General features: G+C 74.1%; 18 protein-coding genes. 8 read left to right on the forward strand and 10 right to left on the reverse strand.

The window, feature by feature from the left end:
* On the reverse strand, positions 1-336 hold a 336-nt coding region (locus tag ACI793_RS15505; protein WP_456607275.1), incomplete at its 3' end, for a cobalamin-dependent protein.
* 10 nt (positions 337-346) lie between these two features.
* A complete protein-coding gene (locus tag ACI793_RS15510; RefSeq protein ID WP_456607276.1) occupies positions 347-1,267 on the reverse strand; it encodes a hypothetical protein in 921 nt (306 codons plus the stop codon).
* A 289-nt stretch (positions 1,268-1,556) separates the two neighbouring features.
* Here ACI793_RS15510 and ACI793_RS15515 point away from each other — a divergent pair, with 289 nt between their 5' ends.
* Together ACI793_RS15515 and ACI793_RS15520 are read left to right on the forward strand one after the other, a co-directional pair.
* On the forward strand, positions 1,557-2,447 hold the full coding sequence (locus ACI793_RS15515) for an esterase/lipase family protein (RefSeq protein WP_456607277.1): 891 nt from the start codon (positions 1,557-1,559) through the stop codon (positions 2,445-2,447).
* Positions 2,448-2,634: 187 nt separating this feature from the next.
* On the forward strand, positions 2,635-3,567 hold the full coding sequence (locus ACI793_RS15520) for a M23 family metallopeptidase (protein ID WP_456607278.1): 933 nt from the start codon (positions 2,635-2,637) through the stop codon (positions 3,565-3,567).
* Positions 3,568-3,725: 158 nt separating this feature from the next.
* On the opposite strand, the gene pcrA is transcribed toward ACI793_RS15520, so the two are convergent.
* Positions 3,726-6,023: a DNA helicase PcrA gene (pcrA, locus tag ACI793_RS15525; RefSeq protein WP_456607279.1), complete on the reverse strand. Its 2,298-nt coding sequence runs from the start codon at positions 6,021-6,023 to the stop codon at positions 3,726-3,728.
* A 220-nt stretch (positions 6,024-6,243) separates the two neighbouring features.
* Between pcrA and ACI793_RS15530 the strand changes: the two genes are divergently transcribed.
* The gene (locus tag ACI793_RS15530) at positions 6,244-6,516 is read left to right on the forward strand and encodes a chorismate mutase (protein ID WP_456607280.1); all 273 of its coding nucleotides are present in this window, start codon (positions 6,244-6,246) and stop codon (positions 6,514-6,516) included.
* A gap of 9 nt (positions 6,517-6,525) precedes the next feature.
* Here ACI793_RS15530 and ACI793_RS15535 read toward each other — a convergent pair whose 3' ends face one another.
* A complete protein-coding gene (locus tag ACI793_RS15535; protein ID WP_456607281.1) occupies positions 6,526-6,819 on the reverse strand; it encodes a hypothetical protein in 294 nt (97 codons plus the stop codon).
* A gap of 92 nt (positions 6,820-6,911) precedes the next feature.
* On the opposite strand from ACI793_RS15535, the gene ACI793_RS15540 reads away from it, so the two are divergent.
* Together ACI793_RS15540 and sigJ are read left to right on the forward strand one after the other, a co-directional pair.
* Positions 6,912-7,463, forward strand: a complete 552-nt coding sequence (locus ACI793_RS15540) for a carboxymuconolactone decarboxylase family protein (RefSeq protein ID WP_456607282.1) — start codon at positions 6,912-6,914, stop codon at positions 7,461-7,463.
* Positions 7,460-8,368, forward strand: a complete 909-nt coding sequence (gene sigJ, locus ACI793_RS15545; RefSeq protein WP_456607283.1) for an RNA polymerase sigma factor SigJ — start codon at positions 7,460-7,462, stop codon at positions 8,366-8,368. The genes ACI793_RS15540 and sigJ overlap by 4 nt, the downstream gene beginning before the upstream one ends.
* Before the next feature lie 6 nt (positions 8,369-8,374).
* Here sigJ and ACI793_RS15550 read toward each other — a convergent pair whose 3' ends face one another.
* Entirely contained in the window at positions 8,375-11,143 is a 2,769-nt protein-coding gene (locus ACI793_RS15550) for a glycosyltransferase (RefSeq protein WP_456607284.1), read from the reverse strand.
* Between the two features lie 352 nt (positions 11,144-11,495).
* Here ACI793_RS15550 and ACI793_RS15555 point away from each other — a divergent pair, with 352 nt between their 5' ends.
* Genes ACI793_RS15555 through ACI793_RS15565 form a run of 3 tightly spaced genes read left to right on the forward strand, consistent with a single transcriptional unit; the run spans position 11,496 to position 14,825 of the window.
* The gene (locus ACI793_RS15555; RefSeq protein WP_456607285.1) at positions 11,496-13,289 is read left to right on the forward strand and encodes a hypothetical protein; all 1,794 of its coding nucleotides are present in this window, start codon (positions 11,496-11,498) and stop codon (positions 13,287-13,289) included.
* Between the two features lie 5 nt (positions 13,290-13,294).
* Positions 13,295-14,065, forward strand: a complete 771-nt coding sequence (locus ACI793_RS15560) for a hypothetical protein (RefSeq protein WP_456607286.1) — start codon at positions 13,295-13,297, stop codon at positions 14,063-14,065.
* A complete protein-coding gene (locus tag ACI793_RS15565; RefSeq protein ID WP_456607287.1) occupies positions 14,058-14,825 on the forward strand; it encodes a glycosyltransferase family 2 protein in 768 nt (255 codons plus the stop codon). The genes ACI793_RS15560 and ACI793_RS15565 overlap by 8 nt, the downstream gene beginning before the upstream one ends.
* Before the next feature lie 22 nt (positions 14,826-14,847).
* On the opposite strand, the gene ACI793_RS15570 is transcribed toward ACI793_RS15565, so the two are convergent.
* From ACI793_RS15570 to ACI793_RS15590, 5 genes are read right to left on the reverse strand one after another with little or no spacing between them, the layout of a single operon-like run.
* Entirely contained in the window at positions 14,848-15,264 is a 417-nt protein-coding gene (locus ACI793_RS15570) for a GtrA family protein (protein WP_456607288.1), read from the reverse strand.
* Entirely contained in the window at positions 15,261-16,064 is an 804-nt protein-coding gene (locus tag ACI793_RS15575; protein ID WP_456607289.1) for a glycosyltransferase family 2 protein, read from the reverse strand. Before ACI793_RS15575 ends, ACI793_RS15570 begins: the two co-directional genes overlap by 4 nt.
* Positions 16,061-16,873 (reverse strand): sugar phosphate isomerase/epimerase family protein, encoded by an 813-nt coding sequence (locus ACI793_RS15580; protein WP_456607290.1) that lies wholly within the window; start codon positions 16,871-16,873, stop codon positions 16,061-16,063. Before ACI793_RS15580 ends, ACI793_RS15575 begins: the two co-directional genes overlap by 4 nt.
* Positions 16,870-17,658 carry a hypothetical protein gene (locus tag ACI793_RS15585; RefSeq protein ID WP_456607291.1) on the reverse strand — a complete coding sequence of 263 codons (789 nt, stop codon included), beginning with the start codon at positions 17,656-17,658 and terminating at the stop codon, positions 16,870-16,872. Before ACI793_RS15585 ends, ACI793_RS15580 begins: the two co-directional genes overlap by 4 nt.
* Entirely contained in the window at positions 17,655-18,767 is a 1,113-nt protein-coding gene (locus ACI793_RS15590; RefSeq protein ID WP_456607292.1) for a hypothetical protein, read from the reverse strand. Before ACI793_RS15590 ends, ACI793_RS15585 begins: the two co-directional genes overlap by 4 nt.
* Between the last annotated feature and the right edge of the window lie 32 nt (positions 18,768-18,799).

Here is an 18,799-nt window from a genome sequence, read left to right on the forward strand (position 1 = left end):
GTCGCGCGGGAAGGCCCGCGCGACGCCGCATCCGGTCAGCGCGTCACCGTCGGTGATGTCCCCACCGGCGAAGACGAGCACGTCGTCGACCCCCCCGTCGGCCAGGAGGCCCGCCAGGCGCGCGACCGGCGCTGCGTCGCCCCCGGCGACCAGCACACCCACCGCGTCGGCGTCCTCCTGCACGACCGTCGCGGCGAGCTGCCCGGGAGCCTGCGGCCGGTCGGTGTAGACGACCTCCATACCGGCGTCGCGCAGTGCCCGCGCCACCACCTCGGCCGTCCGGTCCCCGCCGTCGGGCCCGGGCCCGGCGATGACCACCCGGATGCGCTCGTCCACGCCGCGGAGCCTAGGAGGCGGTGTGCACCGGCCGGCGGCGGAGGCGCCAGGCGAGCGCAGTGACGACGCAGAAACCCAGGCCGGCGACGAGGAGCCCTGCCCCGGGCACCGTCCAGTACAGCTCGTCGGAGACGACCGCGTCCCGCACCCCGCCGAGCCCGGCGGAGAGCACCGTGACGGCTATGGCGAGCAGGCCGCCGACCGCGCCCAGCCGCGGCCGCAGCGAGGGCGCGATCACCGAGCACAGGACCAGGGCGCCGGCGAGCAGCAGCCCGCCCAGCAGCGCCAGCCCCGGGCGCTCCAGCAGCGCCTGGGGCCCCTGACGGGGCACGACGACCTGCAGCCCGGTGACCGGGTCGGTGCGGAGGTCGTCCCGCACGTCGGCCGCCGGCAACGTCATGCACAGCACCGTCGTCACGCCCAGCAGCACCGACGCGCCGGCCAGCGGGCCCCGGACGGCATCGAGCGCGCCGCCGTCCTCCATGACCGTGCGGCCCCACACCACTACCGCCACGCCGCCGGCCACCACGGTGAGGGCGAGCGCCAGCACACCCGCGACCCACCCGGGACCGATGTGGATGTCGCTGGTCAGCACCTGCTCCCCGGCGAGCACCTCGACGCCGGGTCGGTCGGTGGAGCTGCGGCTCCGGTAGAGCTCGATGAGCAGGTTGCCCAGCGCCAGGGCACCGGCCACCGCGGCGTAGGCCAGGCCGAACTTGGGGACGACGGCGCGGGCGAGCTGCACGCCCACCGCACCCGTGACCAGCGGGGCGAGCAGCGTGGCGAGCACGCCGAGGACGCTGCCGCCCAGGACGAGGTCCTGCCCGCCCACCTCGAGGTAGGTGGGGATGGTGGAGACGAGACCGGCCAGGGCGGCGAGCACGAGCAGGACGCCGACGAACCGGGCAGCGGACGGCACAGTGCCGACCACGAGCCCCTCGCCGCCGTCGGGGCCGGGTCCGCCAGGGGCGCGCGCGGTCCCCGCACGGGCCCCACCGGGCGTCCGGGTGCGGGCGCCCCCGGTTCGGGCATCGCGGCCAGGCACGCCGTCCCCCTTCGCATTCGGTCACGAACCGGCCTCGATCGGCCCAGCCACCGGCGCCGTCGGTGTGACGGCCGCCACACACGGGCATTACCGTCGGGTGAACGGAGCACAACCAGTGCACCACCACCGGCGCCCCCTCGGCACCGACGACGGACCACACGGGGAGATCCTGGCCATGCGACCGACGAGCACTCCGGGCTCCGAACCAGCGTCGCACACGACGGCCGCTCCCGAGGCCGCGCCACGGAGTGCCCTGCGATCGCTGTGCAGCCCGGCCGCGCTGACCGGCAGCCTCACCGAACTGGCCTGGGTCGGGGCCCACGTCCTCCTGTACCCGCTGGGTGCGCGGACCGAGCAGGTGCAGCCCGACCGCCTGCACCGGCCGGACCAGTCCCCCGCCGTCCGAGCGCTGTTCTCCGCCGATCCGCTGGCCGCGCGCACGCCCGTCCTGCTGGTCCACGGCCTGGTCGACAACCGCTCGATCTTCGCCGTGATGCGCCGCAGCCTGCGCCGCCGCGGATTCGCCTCGGTGTGCTCGTGGAACTACAGCCCCCTGCTGCGGGACGTCGCCCAGGCCGCGCAGGACCTCGGCGCGCACATCGAGCGCATCTGCGCCCAGACGGGGCACGAGCGCGTGCACGTGGTGGGCCACAGCCTCGGTGGGCTCATCGCCCGCTACCACGTCCAGCGCCAGGGCGGCGACCGTCGGGTCGACTCCCTGGTCACGCTGGGGACGCCGCACGGCGGATCGCTGCTCGCACACGCCCTGCCGACGCCGCTGGTGCGCCAGCTGCGGCCGGGCTCTCCGGTCCTGCAGGAGCTCGCCGAGCCGGTGGACCGGTGCGGCACCCGCATCACCGCCGTCTACAGCGACCTCGACCAGCTGGTGCTGCCGACGTCGGCCGGCCGCTGCGACCACCCCGACCTGACTGCTCGCAACGTGCTGTTCCGGGGTGTGGGGCACATGTCGCTGCCGATCCATCGCGGCGTGCTGGACGAGGTGGCACTGACCCTCGCCGGCGCCGGCACGGCGGTCCCGGACCGCACGGTGCGCGCGGTCGCCTGATCCGGCGGGCGGTCGAGTTCGGCTCGTCATCCGGGACACACCGCACGACACGGACCGTTCGGTGCTTGGTGGCGTCCTCACACGTCGTTACGGTTCGATCACGGCGCCGGTATCCACCGGCGGCGCCCCCGCTCCCCCGACGGGCCGTACCGAGCCCTCGCGGAGCACTGTCCCGGGAAGGTGCGCCGTGTCCCCCACCAGTGCGCCCACGCTCCTCGAGCGGCCGGGCCCCGAGGACGGCGCCACCGGCCGCATCGAGCTGACCGCCGGCCGTGGCACACCCGCCATCCCCGTCCCCCGGCCGGCGACCACCGCGCTCATGCGGGCCGCCGCAGCCGCGGACGCCGAGGCCGCCGTCGAGCAGGCCGTCCCCGCGGAGACCGCCGGGACCGTCGCCGCCGAGCAGACCGCTCCGGACGCGCCGCCCGCCGCCCGCCGCCGGCTCCCCCGGTTCGCCGCGCTCCGCCGCCTCCCGCACCCGCCCGGCCGCCGCGCGCCCATCTGGCTCGCCGCCCTCGTCGCCGGCGCCCTGGTCGCCGGCGCCCCCGCGATCCTCGGCGGCGGGCCCGAGCAGGTCGACGTCACCGCGTCCGACCTCGGCCTCGGCACCGGCCTCGACCACGGCTTCAGCGGTGGGCTCGACGACGCCGACGTCCGCCGCGGCATCACCGAGGCCGAGGCCCAGGCCCGCCTGGGTGAGCTGGCCGCCTCCCGCGCCGCCCGGCAGCCCAAGACCGTGCTGCCGCTCCGGGGGGTGCTCACCACCTGCTTCTGCCAGCGCTGGGGCACCATGCACTACGGCCTCGACCTCGCCGCGCCGCTCGGCACCCCGATCCTCGCCGCCTCCGACGGTGTCGTGATCCGGGCCGGGAGGGCGTCCGGCTACGGCAACGCCGTCTACGTCCAGGACGCCGACGGCAACGTGCACATCTACGGCCACATGCGCTACTACAGCGTGTCCGCGGGCGACATCGTGCACGCCGGCGACCAGATCGCGAAGGTCGGCAACGAGGGCCAGTCCACCGGACCGCACCTGCACTACGAGATCCACCGCGGTGGCATGCACGGCCGGCCCATCGACCCGAAGGCCTGGCTGGCCGAGCGCGGCGTATCACTCTGATCGGCTCCGCCGATCACCGCGGCCAGGTGCCGCCCCCCGTCGAGCTGAGCGCATCCTGCTCGCTCGTCGGGGAACCCTCCGGGCCCCCGCTCCTCGCGGCACCTCGCAGGGCGACCACCTGACCCTCGTCGGGAACCCTCCGGGCCCCGCTCCTCTGGTCAGAGTTTTACGAGAGGGGCGTAGCGGAGCACCAGGCGCTTGGTACCGCCGGAACCGAAGTCGACCGTGGCCTGCGCCTTCTCACCCGCGCCGGTCACCTCGACCACCGTGCCCAGCCCGAACGCGTCGTGGCTGACCCGGTCGCCGACGTCCACAGCGATCACCTGGCGGTTGCCGGCACCGCCGCGCAGGCCGCCGGTGGACAGGCCCGTCGCCGCGACCCGCGTCTGCGCCGAGCGGTAACCCGTCGAGGGCGCCGGCGTGGGGTCGAGGCGCTCCCAGTGGATGGTGTCGCCCGGGATCTCGTCCAGGAACCGTGAGGGCGGGTTGTAGGCGGGCTGCCCCCAGCTCGTGCGGACCGTGGCCCGGGAGATGAACAGCCGCTGCTGCGCGCGGGTGATGCCGACGTAGGCCAGCCGGCGCTCCTCCTCCAGCTCGCGCGGGTCACCCAGCGCCCGCAGGTGCGGGAAGACGCCGTCCTCCAGGCCGGTCAGGAACACGACCGGGAACTCCAGGCCCTTGGCGGTGTGCAGCGTCATCATCGTGACCACGCCGGCGTCGTCGCCGGTGACGGGGATCTGGTCGGCGTCGGCCACCAGCGACACCTGCTCGAGGAAGTCGGTGACCGTGCCGTCGGGGTTGGCCGCCTCGAACTCCGCGGCCACCGAGATGAGCTCGTTGAGGTTGTCGACCCGGCCCTCGTCCTGCGGGTCGGTGCTGGCCTGCAGCTCGGCGAGGTAGCCGGTGCGGTCGAGGATGCTCTCCAGCAGCGCGGCCGGGCCGGAGCCGGTCTCCACCAGCTGCTCGAACTCCTCGAGCAGGGCGACGAACTCCTGGATCGCCTTCAGCGAGCGGGTGGCCAGCTCGCCCACCTCGGCGCAGCGGCGCAGGGCACCGGCGAACGGGATCCGCTCCCGGTCGGCGAAGTTCTCGATGCACGCCTCGGCCCGCTCGCCGATCCCCCGCTTCGGGGTGTTGATGACCCGGCGCAGGCTCACGATGTCGGTCGGGTTGGCGACCACCTTCAGGTAGGCCAGCGCGTCGCGGACCTCCTTGCGCTCGTAGAACCGGACGCCGCCGACGACCTTGTACGGCATGCCGACCCGGATGAAGACCTCTTCGAACACGCGCGAGGCGTTGTTGGTCCGGTAGAAGACCGCGATGTCCTTGGGCTGGGCGGTGCCCTCGTCGACCAGCGCGTCGATCTGCTCGGCGACCCAGGCGGCCTCGTCGTGCTCGTTGTCGGCGACGTAGCCCTCGATCAGCTCGCCGTCGCCGGAGTCGGTCCACAGGTTCTTCGGACGGCGGCCGGTGTTCTTCGCGATGACCGTGTTCGCGGCCTTGAGGATGCGCTGGGTGGAGCGGTAGTTCTGCTCCAGCAGGATCGTGGTGGCCTGCGGGTAGTCGCGCTCGAACTCGTCGATGTTGCGGATCGTCGCGCCGCGGAACGCGTAGATCGACTGGTCGGCGTCACCCACGACGCACAGCTCGGCCATGGGCACCGGCCCCTCGCCCGTGCCGACCAGCTCGCGGACCAGCATGTACTGGGCGTGGTTGGTGTCCTGGTACTCGTCGACCAGGACGTGGCGGAACCGGCGGCGGTAGTGCTCGGCGACGTCGGGGAACGCCTGCAGCAGGTGCACCGTGTTCATGATCAGGTCGTCGAAGTCCATGGCGTGCGCCTGGCGCAGCCGCTGCTGGTAGAGCGTGTAGGCCTCGGCGAGCACCTTCTCGGGCGCCGTCCCCGGGACGTAGCTCTCCTCGTCGATCAGCTCGTTCTTCAGGTTCGACACCTGCGCGGCGAGGCTGCGCCCCGGGTATCGCTTGGCATCGAGGTCGAGGTCGCGGGCCACCATCGTCATGAGCCGGACCGAGTCGCCCTGGTCGTAGATGGTGAACGAGGACTTCAGGCCCAGCTTGGCGGCCTCGGCCCGCAGGATGCGCACGCACATCGAGTGGAACGTCGACACCCACATCGCCCGGGCGCGCGGGCCGACGAGCTGCGCCACCCGCTCCTTCATCTCGCCCGCGGCCTTGTTCGTGAACGTGATGGCCAGGACCTCGCCGGGCTGGGTGTGCCGGGCACCGAGCAGGTAGGCGATCCGGTGCGCCAGCACCCGGGTCTTGCCCGAGCCGGCGCCGGCGACGATGAGCAGCGGGCCGCCCTCGTGCACGACGGCCTGGCGCTGCGGACCGTTGAGCCCGGCGAGCATGCGGTCCAGCTCCCGGCCCAGGGACCCGGGGGCGGAACGCTGGAGTGCGGATGTACCGGGAAGGGCCTGCTGGACGCTGCTCATAGCCACATCACTGTAAGCCGGACGGGTGACGGTTCCTGCCTGCTGTGGCAGACTCCGCGACGTGCTCGCCACGACGACCAGCTTTTACTACGGCCACCGGGATCCGGTCGCCGTCACCGCCGGCTGAGCACAGCCGCACCAGACGCCCCGGGCCCGAAGGCCCCGGGGCGTTCTTCGTTCCTGGGGCACGACGGGCTCCCTCCGCCCCGAAGGACACCCCATGAGCACCCCCTCCACCGTCACCGGCTCCGAGGTCGAGCGGATCGGCGCGCTGCGGCGCGAGATCGACGCCTGCGACGAGGCGATCATCGCGCTCGTGCAGCGCCGGCTGGCCGTCTCGCGGGAGATCGGCGCCGTCCGCAAGGCTTCGGGCGGCACCCGGCTGAACCTCGCGCGCGAGCAGCAGGTGCTCGCCCGGTTCCAGGACGCGCTCGGCCCCGACGGCGCCGCGCTCGGGATGCTGCTGCTGCGGCAGGGGCGCGGGCGGCTCTGAGCGGCGGCGTCAGAGCCAGGCGCGCCAGACCAGCGAGTCGTCGTCGGTGAGCGCGGCGACCTCGACCACGTCGCCCGCGCACCGCTCGCGCAGCTCCTCCCCCAGCGCGTGGGCCTGCTCCAGCGCGGCGTCCAGGTCCTCGGCGTCGCAGTCGGTGGAGGCGCGCAGCGCGGCCCGGTCGGGCTCGCGCCAGACCCGCAGCTCGGCGTCGCCGGGCCGCAGCGTGGCGGCGACCGCCTCGACGGTGGCGTCGTCCACCGGGGTGGCGGCCCGTAGCACGGCGTAGACGGTGACGGTCGGCACGCCCCGAGTCTGCCGGGCGGCACGGCGATGTCACACCGGCGGGGGCCGCGTCGTCCCCATGGTCGGCACACCGACGACGGAAGAGGCCCGCCATGTCCCGCATCCCGCTCGACCCGCCCCGCTCGCCGCTCGTGCGGCTCACCGAGTGGTACTCGCGCCGCAGGTTCGGCGCCGTGCTCGACCCGGGTGCGGCCATCGCGCACAACCCCCGGGTCCTGCGCACCTACATCCGGTACGAGCAGTCACTGGCCCGGTGGGACCGCCTGGACCCGACCCTGGGCGCCCTGGCCGTGATGGCGTCCGCGACGACCGTCGGCTGCTCCTGGTGCCTGGACTTCGGGTTCTGGGAGAACACCACCCGCGGCATCGACCCGGCCAAGCTGCGCGACGTCCCGCGCTGGCGGGACAGCGACCGCTTCACCGCCCTCGAACGCCAGGTCATGGCCTACGCGGAGGCCATGACGACGACGCCGCTGGAGGTGACCGACGAGATGGTCGCCGGCCTGCGCCGCTCCCTCGACGACGCCCAGCTGGTCGAGCTGACGATGATGATCTCCGTGGAGAACTCCCGCTCGCGGTTCAACAGCGCCCTCGGCCTGACCAGCCAGGGCTTCCGCGACCGCTGCGAGATCCCGGCGCCGTGACCGACGTCCTCGGCGTCTTCGACCGCCACCGGAGGCTGCTGTTCTCGGTGGCCTACCAGATGCTCGGCAGCGTCGCCGACGCCGAAGACGCCGTACAGGACGCGTGGCTGCGCTGGTCGGCGGCCGACGGCGGCGACGTGGTCGATCCGCGCGCCTACCTCGTGCGCGTGGTCACCCGGCTCGCGCTCGACCGGCTGGACTCGGCCCGGGCACGCCGGGAGAGCTACGTCGGCCCGTGGCTGCCCGAGCCGCTGCTGACCGGCCGGGACGCCGTCGCGGCCGCACCGGCACCCGCGGACCCGACCGCGGCTGCGGAGCTCGGCGAGCAGGCCTCGATGGCCCTGCTGGTGGTGCTGGAGACCCTGTCCCCCGCCGAGCGCGCGGTCTTCGTCCTGCGGGAGGTGTTCGGCCTGCCGGTGGCCGAGGCCGCAGCCGCGCTGGGGCGGTCCGAGTCGGCCGTCCGGCAGATGGCCCACCGCGCGCGCGAGCACGTGCAGGCCCGCCGTCCGCGGTTCGATGCCGACCGGGGGACCCAGCGTGCGGTGACCGAGCGGTTCCTCGCGGCCTGCGCCGGTGGCGACGTCGACGCACTCCTGGCCGCGCTCGCTCCCGACGCGGTGCTGATCAGCGACGGCGGAGGCAGGGCGAAGGCGGCGCTGCGCCCGATCACCGGCGCGGACAAGGTGGCCCGCTTCGCCGTCGGCGTCGCCGGCCAGGGCCTGGCCCTGCCGGGTCTGCGCATCGAGATCGCGGACCTGAACGGCGCCCCGGCCGTGGTGGCGTGGGCCGACGGCGAGCCGCTGATGACGATGTCGCTGGCCGTGGCCGACGGGCTGATCACGCAGGTCCTGGTCGTGCGCAATCCCGACAAGCTCGCCGGCCTGTCGGCCGGCCCGCCCGGCTGACCGGCGTCAGGCAGGCAGGCGCCGGAGGTAGCGCTCCTGCGCGGACAGCCACAAGTCCTTGACCGGCAGCTGCAGCGGCTGCCAGGGCTTGGCGCCACCGGCGTAGTGCACGAGCCGGGCGTCGGCGGGCACGGTCTCCCGGGTGGGGAAGACGTTCCAGCGCGGGTCGAGAGCGCGCGCCCGGTCGGCCGCGTAGCAGCACAGCACGTCCTGGTCGTTCAGCCCGTAGCGACCGGCCATGCCGGCGACCTTCTCGGTGAACGCGTCGGCGCGCATGCGGGCGAGGTCGAGCACCAGGACACCGGCGTTGAAGACCGGGAAGTCGCCGTCGACCTGCGCGTGCATCCAGCCGCGCAGCTCGACCGCCCGGTCGAACGGCAGCCGGGCCGCGGCACGGTCGACGAGCACCAGCCCGGACGCCGCCCACTCCGAGACGCTGGGCCGCGCCGCGAGGGGAGCACCCCCGAGCTCGAGGTCCCACAGCTCGCCGACGTCGCCGAGCACGGCGACGTCGATGTCGATGTAGACGACACGGTCGATGTCCCCGAGCACGTCGGGCAGCAGGAGGCGGTCCATGGTGGACACGGTCGTGTGGGCCAGCAGGCGGGCGATGGACCCGTACCGGACCTCGTCGAAGCGGTAGTGGGAGAACCGCAGCCGGGGGAAGGTCCGCGCCCACGACTCCACCGTCGACGCCGGCACGCCGCGGGTGAGCACGTGCACCCGGACGTCGCGGCCGGTCCCCTCGTCGATGCCCTGCAGCACCACGGGCGCCTGGTCGACGAGGTTCTGGTCGAGCGCGATCGCGACGTGCACGTCGCCACCCGTGCCCAGGTGCACGGCCTGCGCGCGCACCGGGGTCGCCGCACCGGCCAGCGACTCGACCTCGGGACGGGTCGTGCGCCAGTGCTCCCGCCGCGCCCGGCTCTGCTCGACCAGCGGGCGGCAGCGCTCCCGCCAGGCCGCGTACACCGTCTCCTCGTCGGCGCCGGCCGCGATCAGGCCGACGACCAGGTCGAGCAGCTCGGTGACCAGGCCCTGCACGGCGGCCAGCTCGGAGGAGCCCGCCGTCAGTCCCAGGAGACCGTCCAGCTGCGGATCCCCGGCCGAGGCCGGCCGGAGCTCGAGGTCGAGCCCCAGGGCGGCGCCGACCAGGTGGTCGTGCAGCGAGGCGGCGGGCGACGCCGCGGCGGACCGCAGCGCGCGGTGGTGGTCCCGCGCCGCGAGCAGGCCCGCCGCGAGCGCCGCGTCGGGGGACGCCACCTCGGCACCGGTGGCCGGGACGGCACGGTCGACGAGGGGCTCCCCGGGAGCCTGCGCCCCGTCGGTGCCGCTGCCGGCGGTGAGGTCGGCGGTCGTCGCGACGCATCCGGAGAAGAAGGCATCGACCCCGTGGGTGAGCAGCAGGTCGACCGTCGCCCGGTCGCGGCAGCCGACGGGGCCGTACCGGCGCAGGTAGGCGACTGCGTCGGGCGTCAGGAGCTCCACCCGGTCGAGGTGGAAGCCGAGGAAGACCGGCCGGACGGCGGCGTGGAAGGGCAGGTCGCTCCGCACGCCGAAGACCTGGTGCATGAACCACCCGGCGGCCAGCAGCCACGTCGGCTCGGGGAGGGCCGCCCAGCGGGAGACGTCGCGTGACACGCCGACGACGTCGACGCCCGCCTCAGGCACGTCGAGCAGGCGCTCGGCGGCGATGCCGGCCCGCAGCTCGTCCAGTGCGTCCTGCAGGTCGGGGTCCTCGGCGTGCAGCCGCAGACCACGCCGGCGCAGGACGTGGCCGAGGACCGCCACCGTCCGGCCGTGATCGGCCGGGGTCGCCGCCGGAAGGGACGGGTCGGGCGAGTCGTACCGCAGCACCCCGATGACCGGTCGGGGCCGGGCGGGTGCGATCGAGTCCAGCTCGGCCGGGTGGGTGTCCAGCCAGTGCTGGAGCCGTTCGGCCGATCGGGCCGCCGCCTCGTCGGCCGGTCGGGGCGAGCCGGCGGACCCGGCCTCCCGTGCCCGGTCGAGGGCCTGCCGGGCGAGGGCCAGCCGGTGGTGGCCGACCAGCGTCCCGGCGAGGGCGACGGCGTCGTCGGCCGCGAGCTCCGGGTGCCCGACGGCCTGCGCGGCCAGCCGCTCCCCCTCGGGCGGGTCCACGTGCAGCGCGACCGCGACCGCGGTGGCCGCTCCGGTGCGGACCAGCAGGTCCAGCGGCGCGCCGGAGAACTGCTCGTGCGCCGTCCGCCGGGAGCCCCAGGCCGCGAGGTAGTGACCGGCGGCGACGTCGCCGGCAGACCGGGTGCGCTCGTCGGACTGCAGCGCCGTGACCAGTGCACGGGCGCGCGGGGTGGACTGCGGGTTGCCCAGCAGGGCGCGGACGGCGCGCACCGCCGCCTCGTCGAGCCCGGCGCCCTCCACCAGGCCGCCGGCGAGTGCGCCCTCGGCCCGTAGCTGGCCGATCGCCCGGCGCACCTGGCCGGTCGAGGCCGAGGCCTCGGCCTCGCCGCCGGTGAGCTGCCCGAGCAGCGCCGCCGTCTCGGCCCGGCCCTGGTCGCGCTGCTGGCGCAGGACGGCGGCCTGCGACTCGAGCTCGGCCAGCCGCGCCTCCGCCTGGGCCAGGCGCCGTTCCGCCTCGCGGGCGCTGTCCCGCTGCCGGCGGAGGACGTCGCGCTGCTCCTCCAGGGCCGACAGGCGTTGCTCCGCGGCCCGCAGCGCCTCGGCCTGCGCCCGGCCAGTGGCCCGCCCGAGCACCTCACCGACGCGCCCCATGCGCTCGCCGCCCTGTGCGGGCATCGGTCCCACCTCTCGCCGTCGGTCGTCCGCGCGCGCTCGGGAGCGGTGCAGCGGAGCCCTGGTCGCCGCCGACGGTATCCCCGCTCCGGGCCCGGTCCGGAGTTCCGGCACCCCTTCCGGCGCACCCTTCCCGCGACTCCCTCCCGCCACCTCCGCGGGCCTCGGAGGGCCGCTCGCGGTGTGGTCGGTGGGGAGGGAGGTTCGTACGGGGTGCCCCGGGCCGGATTCGCCCTCGCGGACCGACACCCGACTCCCGCGGCTCGTAGACTCCGGGCGACCCCGATCAGGATGCTCGCGGCCTGCGGCGACCTAGCGCGCCCGCGTCCTCCGGCACCGCCACCAGGAAGCGTTGATGAGCGATTTCATTGTGTGCTCATTCCACACGGACGACGAGTACTACCGCCAGCACGGCAAGGAGCTGAAGGAGAGCCTCAGCGCCCTGGGCGTCACGTACGTCGTCGAGGAGATCGAGAAGCAGGAGGGCGAGGACTGGGCGGACCTCTGCCGCAAGAAGGTCCCCTTCCTCGCGCGCGTCTGCGCCGAGAACCCCGGCAGCAAGGTCTTCTGGATCGACGTCGACTGCCGGCTGCTGTCGCTGCCCGACTTCGTGCGCGACTCCAGCGCAGACATCATCGGGTTCCAGCGCGGCTTCTCCAGCCCGCGGACGATCGGCTACCACAAGCGCACCCGCTTCTGGGAGCCCTGCTTCTGGGGCGTCAACACCACCCCGCAGGCCCGCAAGATGATGGCCGACGCCGCTCAGCTCGAGAGCCGCTCCACGGAGAAGGCCACCGACGACTACTTCTTCGAGGAGGGCTGGCGCGCCAACTGCGACGAGCTGACCTTCCAGGTCATCCCGTCGTCGGGCGTCGTCGGCAAGGGCGACCCGCAGTCGACCCGCCCGGCCTTCTTCACCTTCGGCTCCAGCGGCAACGTCGCGGAGTTCAAGGACAAGGTCGTCCAGCACGCCGCGGACGCACCCGTCATCACCACCCGCCGCGCCATCAACGCGCGCCGCACCGTGGTGCGCGTCGGGAAGAAGACCCTCGCCCAGCTGCCCGCCGGCTGGCGGCGCCGGCTGATCGCGATCGCCGACAAGAGCGGCGCGACCGCCGTCCTCGTGTCCGGCGGGCCCGGTCTGCCCAAGGCGGTACCGGGCGGTCCCTCCCCCAAGCAGCGCAAGGCCCTGGTCAACAAGGTCCTCCGCGGCGGTCTCGACGGAGACCTGGAGGCCCTGGAGAGCGCCCGCGAGTCGCTGCAGGGGCTGGGCGTGCTGACCCGCGAGGAGGAGGGCACCGTCGGCGCGGCCCGCAGCTTCGCCACCTACTCCACCGGCCGGTCCTCCGAGGCCATCCACCTGGTCTGGTGGGCGCGGCCCTTCCCCGGCAACTTCGGCGACTGGCTGAGCCCGCTGCTCGTCAGCCACTACACCGACCGGCGGCTCATCTTCCAGTCCCCGACCGCTCCGTGGCTGACGTCGGGCCAGCACCTCGTGGGCGTGGGCTCGATCGGGCGCTTCGTGAAGCCGAACTCCGTCGTCGTCGGCACCGGCATCTCCAGCGACGAGTACCAGCTGGACCCGGCCGCCGAGTACGTCTCGCTGCGCGGGCCGATGTCGGCCGAGCACCTGCGCGCGTGCGGAGGCCCCGTCGTGGACTCCTTCGGCGACCCGGCGGCCGTACTGTCCCGCGTGCTCCCGGTCACCCGCGGCACGACGAACGGCCGCACCGCCTTCGTCCGGCACTTCAAGCACCGCAACCTGCCGGTGCAGCTGCCCGCGGGCTACGACGAGCTCGAGGTGCTCGTGTCGCACCCCGACGAGATCCGCACCCTGGTGTCCCGCCTGGCGGAGTACGACCAGGTCGTCACGAGCGCGATGCACATCCTCATCGCCTGCCAGTCCTACGGGATCCCGTGCGCGCTGATCGTCTTCGAGGGCTACCTGGACGCGGTGTCGGGCAACGGCATGAAGTACACCGACTACTCACTCGGTGTCGACCTCGGACCGCTCACGCCGGCGCCCGTGCCCCTCGACCTGCGGGCGGCGGACCTCCAGTCGCTCGTGGTGGACGCGAAGATCAGCGAGGCCAAGATGGACGAGGTCGAGGACGCACTCCGCCGCGCCGTGGCCGCGGTCACCGGGTAACCGGCGTGTCCTGGCCGATCTCGGCCGACATCCGGAGCACCTTCTGCACGCTGTTCACCAGCCGGCGCGACCGGCTCGTCGTCCTCGGGCTGGTCGCCCTGGCCGCGCTGGTGTCCTTGACCGAGCTCGTCGCGACCCAGCTGTTCAGCGTGCTGATCCTGCCCGGGTCGGACCGCAGCACCACGGAGATCGTGCTGCTCGTCGTGCTGTTCTTCGGCGTCTACGGCGGGCTCCGGGTGGTCAACTTCGCCCGCGAGATGTACCGGATCAACGTCTTCGAGCGGGCGCTCACCGACTCGGTCGGGCTGACCCCGGTGAAGGACTCGTGGCGCTGGGCCATGGCCATCGAGGTGACGCAGCTGCTGTCGACGGTCGGCCGCATCGTCGTGGTCACCGCTGCGAGCGCGGTCCTGGCCCCGCTGTTCGGGCTGGGCGTGCTGGTCGCCGTCGCGCTGACCGGCGTGGCCCTGTCGGTCATCTTCCGTCGGCAGCTGGCCGCCCAGCGGGAGTTCCGCCAGATGCAGCTGGCCCGCAAGCCGGCGTCCAACGCGACGAGGGTCCGCAGCCGGATCCGCGCCGGCGAGATCGGCTCGCTGTTCGCCTACCTCGGCATCGTGCTGCTCATCGGGCTGCTCGTCGCGCTGACCTTCGCCGATCTCGTGGCACCCGGCACGGCCTTCGTCCTCTTCGTGGCGCTGCGCATGATGGGCCAGATGCTCACCGACATCGCCAAGGGCCTCATGCGCTACGTTCGGGCACGGGCCTTCAGTGAATGACCCGCTGCTGACGATCGGCTACTCGGTCCTCGGGGAGCGGGCCGCCGCCATCCAGCTGCCGGACGCCCGCCCCGACGTCGAGATCCTCGTCGTCGTGCAGGGCGCTCCCCCGCCCGGCGCGACCCCGGACCGGGACGACGTGCGGGTGGTGCACCTGGACTCCGCAGGTGTGGCGAAGAGCCGCAACGAGGTGCTCCGGCGGGCCCGCGGCACCTTCGTGCTCTTCGCCGACGACGACATCGTCATCCGCGAGGAGGGGGTCCGCGCCATGCTCGACGACCTGCAGCGCGACGACTCCCTCGCGCTCGGCCTCGGGACCGCGGTGGACCCGACCGGCGAGGTGCGCAAGCGGTACCCCCGCCGCAGCGTCCGCCTGCACCGCTGGAACTCGGGCAAGGCGGCCACCTACGAGATGATGGTGCGCCGCAGCGCCTTCCAGCGCGCCGGCGTCCGCTTCGACGAGGAGTTCGGCGCCGGGGTGCCGCAGTACCTCGGCGACGAGTACATCCTGATCGCCGACGCCCTCCGGGCGGGACTGCGCTGCCGGTTCTTCCCCCACGTCCTCGCCGTGCACCCGGCGCGGTCCTCGGGCTCCGGGTTCGGCACCGCCCGCGACGCCGCGGCCCGGGCGGCCGTCTTCGACCGCGTCTTCGGCCGGACCGCACCGGTCGCCCGGCTGGCCTTCGTGGCGCGCTCGCCGCGGCGCTTCGGCTCGCTGGGGCTGGCGGCCCGGTTCGTCCGGGGCCGGATCGGTCCCTGAGCGGGCGCCCCGGGCCGGTCGGCTAGCGGACCAGTGCCGGCTCGCCGAGCGGCGCCGCGGGCGCCGGCCGCTCGGCCATGACCGTCCTCGCGAGCACGAAGGCGACCGGCAGGGCCAGGGCGACGGCGATCGGCGGCGCGAGCCGCTCGTCGACGCCGAACGCCTCGACCATCGCCCAGACCAGCGCGATCCGGAGGAGGATCGTCACCCCCTGGCCCGCCAGGAAACCGGCCAGGGCCTTCACACTCATCCGGACCCGGAAGGCGTACCGCGCGTTGAGCCAGTAGGCGACCACGACGGCGACGACCAGACTCGCCACGTTGGCCACCATGTACGGCGCCACGAGCAGCAGGGCCAGGTAGAGGCCCCAGTACAGCGCCGTGTTGGCGGCGTTCACCACGGCGAACCGGACGAACTCGCCGCGCGGGCCCGCGCTCACGCCGACGGCGGTGCGTAGCGGCCGAGGGCCGCACGGGTCAGGATGCGGACGAGGTCCACCTCGCCCCGCCGTCCCTTGATCTTGGTGGGCACGTGCCCGTCGTCCGGGTAGGCGCGGGTGACCGGGACCTCGGTGCAGCCGTAGCCGAGCCTGGCCGCCTGGATGGGCAGGTAGGCCAGCAGCTCGTAGGTGTCGAACACCCCGCGCATCGGGGCGACGCGCGGGTCGAGCAGCAGCGCCCGCGAGTGGCCCCGGAAACCGTTGGTCGTGTCCGTGTAGCGCTTGCCCGCGGCCAGCGAGGTCACCGGCGCGTGCGCGAGCGTGATGGCCAGCCGGCGGCTGCGGGGGGTGTTGATGCCGAGCCCGCCCGGGATGAACCGCGAGCCCTGCACGAAGCCGGCCCCACCCTCGAGGGCCGCGACGAGCTGCGGGATCGCCGAGACGTCGTCCTTGCCGTTGCCGTCGACGGTGACCACGCCGTCGTAGCCCTCGCGCATGGCGAAGGCGAAGCCCATGCGCAGCTGGGCGCTGAGCTTCCCGGCGTCCCGCTTGACCAGCAGGGCGCGCACGCCCAGGCCGCGCAGCACGTCGGGGTCGTTGGAGCCGTCGGTGCTCCCCCCGTCGGCGACGAGGACGTCGATGCCGAGGTCGAGCTCCTGCAGCCGCTTGAGCTGGTCGAGGATGCGCTGGCCCTCGTTGATGACGGGGATCAGCACGCAGTAGCGGCTGCTGCGCTCGGCGAGGACGTGCTGGTCCCCCCGCGGCACCGCCCAGCCGCGGTCGTCGATGTCGTAGCTCACCGGTAGGTCTCCTTGACGTAGTCGACGCACCGGCGGACGGTGCCGGTGGGGTCGTCGGTCTGGCGCAGCATCTCGACCGAGACGTGGCCGTCGTAGCCGATCTCCCGCAGCGCCGCGGCGATCGCGTCGTGGTCGACCGGCCCGTCCGGTCCGACCGCGCCCAGCTGGGGGGCGCTGGCGTGCACGTGGGCCAGCAGGTCGGCCCCCTCGCGCACCCGGGTGGGTGCGTCGTCCCCGGCGAGAGCCATGCACGCCGTGTCCAGGTGCAGCCGGACACCCGGCGAGTCGACCGCCCGCACGAAGGCGGTCGAGGCCACCGCGTCGGTCAGCCAGTCGCAGCGGTACACCGTCGGGTTCGCCTCCATGACGAAGCAGACGCCGCGGTCGGCGGCCTCCTTGCCCAGCCGGCCGAAGAACTCGATGCCGATCTCGTCGGCCTGCTCGACCGGCAGGTCGTCGCGGCGCCGGTTGCCCGGGGAGCCGAAGACCAGCCGGGTGGCACCGAGCCCGACGGCGAGGTCGGCCATGCCCACGAGGTGGTCGTGGAGGCCCTCCCGGGACTCGGGAGTACCGAACAGCTGCAGCTCCGGACGCTGGAACAGCAGGGACTGCAGCGCGACGACGCGCATGCCGGTGGCCTCCACGGTGGCGCGGGCGGCGGCCACCTCGTCGGCGTCCTGGGCGAGCGGGTCGTCCCAGAGCCGGGTGGGGGCGACCTCGAGCGAGGTCAGGCCGGAGTCGACGAGCATCGGCAGCACGGCCGCGTCCTCGTCGGCGGCCCAGGCGAGGTTGGAGAAGGCGACCCTCATGCCGCAGCACCGGCCAGCTCCCGGGCGCCCCAGGCCCGGATGGCGGCCAGTACCTCGTCGCTGGTGCGCAGGTAGGCGCCGTCCCGGCCGCCCAGCTCCGCCGCGTGGCGGGTGCGCAGGTCGTAGGCCGCGATGGGGCGGTCGGTGCAGGAGTAGTCGACCCCGAAGCACTCCCGCGCCACCTGCGCCGCGGTCACCGGCTCGGTGGCGAGGTTGACCACCCGCAGGCCGGCGTCCCGGGCGAGCAGCACGTGTCCCCACAGATCGCGGACGTCGTAGAACTGGAACGCGGAGTCCTCGTGGGCGAACCGCGCCTCGGGCTGGTGGATGAGGTCGAACACGAGGTTCTTCTTCAGCCCCGGCCCGAACATGCCGGGCAGCCGGACGACGAGGGAGTCCTCGAAACGCTCGGTGACGAACTGCTCGAGGAGGGCGCGGTGCCGGCCGTAGGCCTGCTCCTGGGCGGTGTCCGCGGCGGTGCCCTCGTCCGCCTGGCGCGAGTCGCTGTAGGCGTCGACCGTGCTCACCAGCACGCACGAGCGGGCGCTGCTGCCGTCCAGGGCGTCGATCAGCCGCTGGATGTTGGCCCAGTCGGCCTCGGGCTCGGCGTTGGCCTTCCACTTCTCCGCCGGCGCACCGGCGCAGACGACCTCGTCGACGGACGCCCCGGGGAGCTGGTCGATGTCGGTGCTGCGGAAGCGGGCGACCGGGGCGATCCGCCGGTCGAGCTCGCCACCGACGAAGCCGGTCCAGCCGACGAGCGCGCGTCGCTGCGGCGCGGTCATGCCGCGGCCGAGGTGGTCGGGCGGTCGCCGGTCGCGGACTCGACGTTGAGCATGTCCCGGGCCTCGAGCACCGCGCTGGTCGCCTCGAAGGCCACCCGGTAGATCGGCCGTTCGTTGGCCGTCTCGTTGGACTGGAACATGAACTCGGCCATGATCGCGATGACCACGCTGAGCAGGAAGAACATGATGCTGTTCTGCAGGCTCATCGAGGTCCACCCCTCGACGGCGCCGCTGAACAGGCCCACGCCCACCACGTAGAGCGCGTACAGCAGGTTCAGGGCGCTGCCGACCAGGGCGAGCCCGACGGCCAGCCGCAGCGGCCGCGAGCTGCTGTAGAAGATCGAGCGGATGACCTGGCGGGCGCTGGTGGCGCCGCGCTGGTGGCCCCGCGACGTGGGCGTGTACTCCATGACCGTGGCGGAGTAGCCGGAGATGACCGGCAGCATCCGCAGGACCCGGTCGCGGTCGCGGCGGGGCAGCCAGGCGTCGAGGGCGGCGCGGCTGTAGGCGCGCAGGCCCAGGCTGACCGAGGCGATCTCCTGGCCCATGCTGCGGCTGGCCAGCGCGCTGGTGGCCTGCACCGCGAGGCGCCGGCGGGACGGCGCGGACGTGTCGACGCCCACCACGACGGCGTGGTCGTCGGTGACCATCCCGGCGCACCGCACGATGTCCGCCGGGGCGTCGGCGCCCAGGCGGGCGGTCACGACGACGTCGCCGAGCGCGCCGTCGAGCCCGGCCGTGAAGGCGACCTCGTCGCCGGCCTCGTGCAGCAGGCCCAGGACCTGCAGGTTCGCCTGCTTCTCGGCGAGGTTGCGCGCCCAGAGCACCCGCCCGCGGGAAGCGGTCAGCACCAGCACGATCTCGTGCACCGGGAAGGTCTCGGCGAGCGCCGCGTCGAGGGCGGCGAGGTCGGACTCGACCTCGGACGAGGCGGCGTCCGCGATGACGACGACGCTGAGGAAGGTGCCGCCACGCCCGGTGGGTGCGGGCGTGCGGACGACGATCTGGGACGGCGGCGTCGACGGCGTCTCGGTCGCTGCGGCGACGGGGACGGCGACGAGCGGCGCGTTCTCGATGGCCGGGGGCGCGGCGGGCGGGGGCACGGTCATGGCGGACGTGTCTCCTTGCAGGGACGGCGAGG

Source organism: Blastococcus sp. SYSU DS0617 (assembly GCF_054051075.1).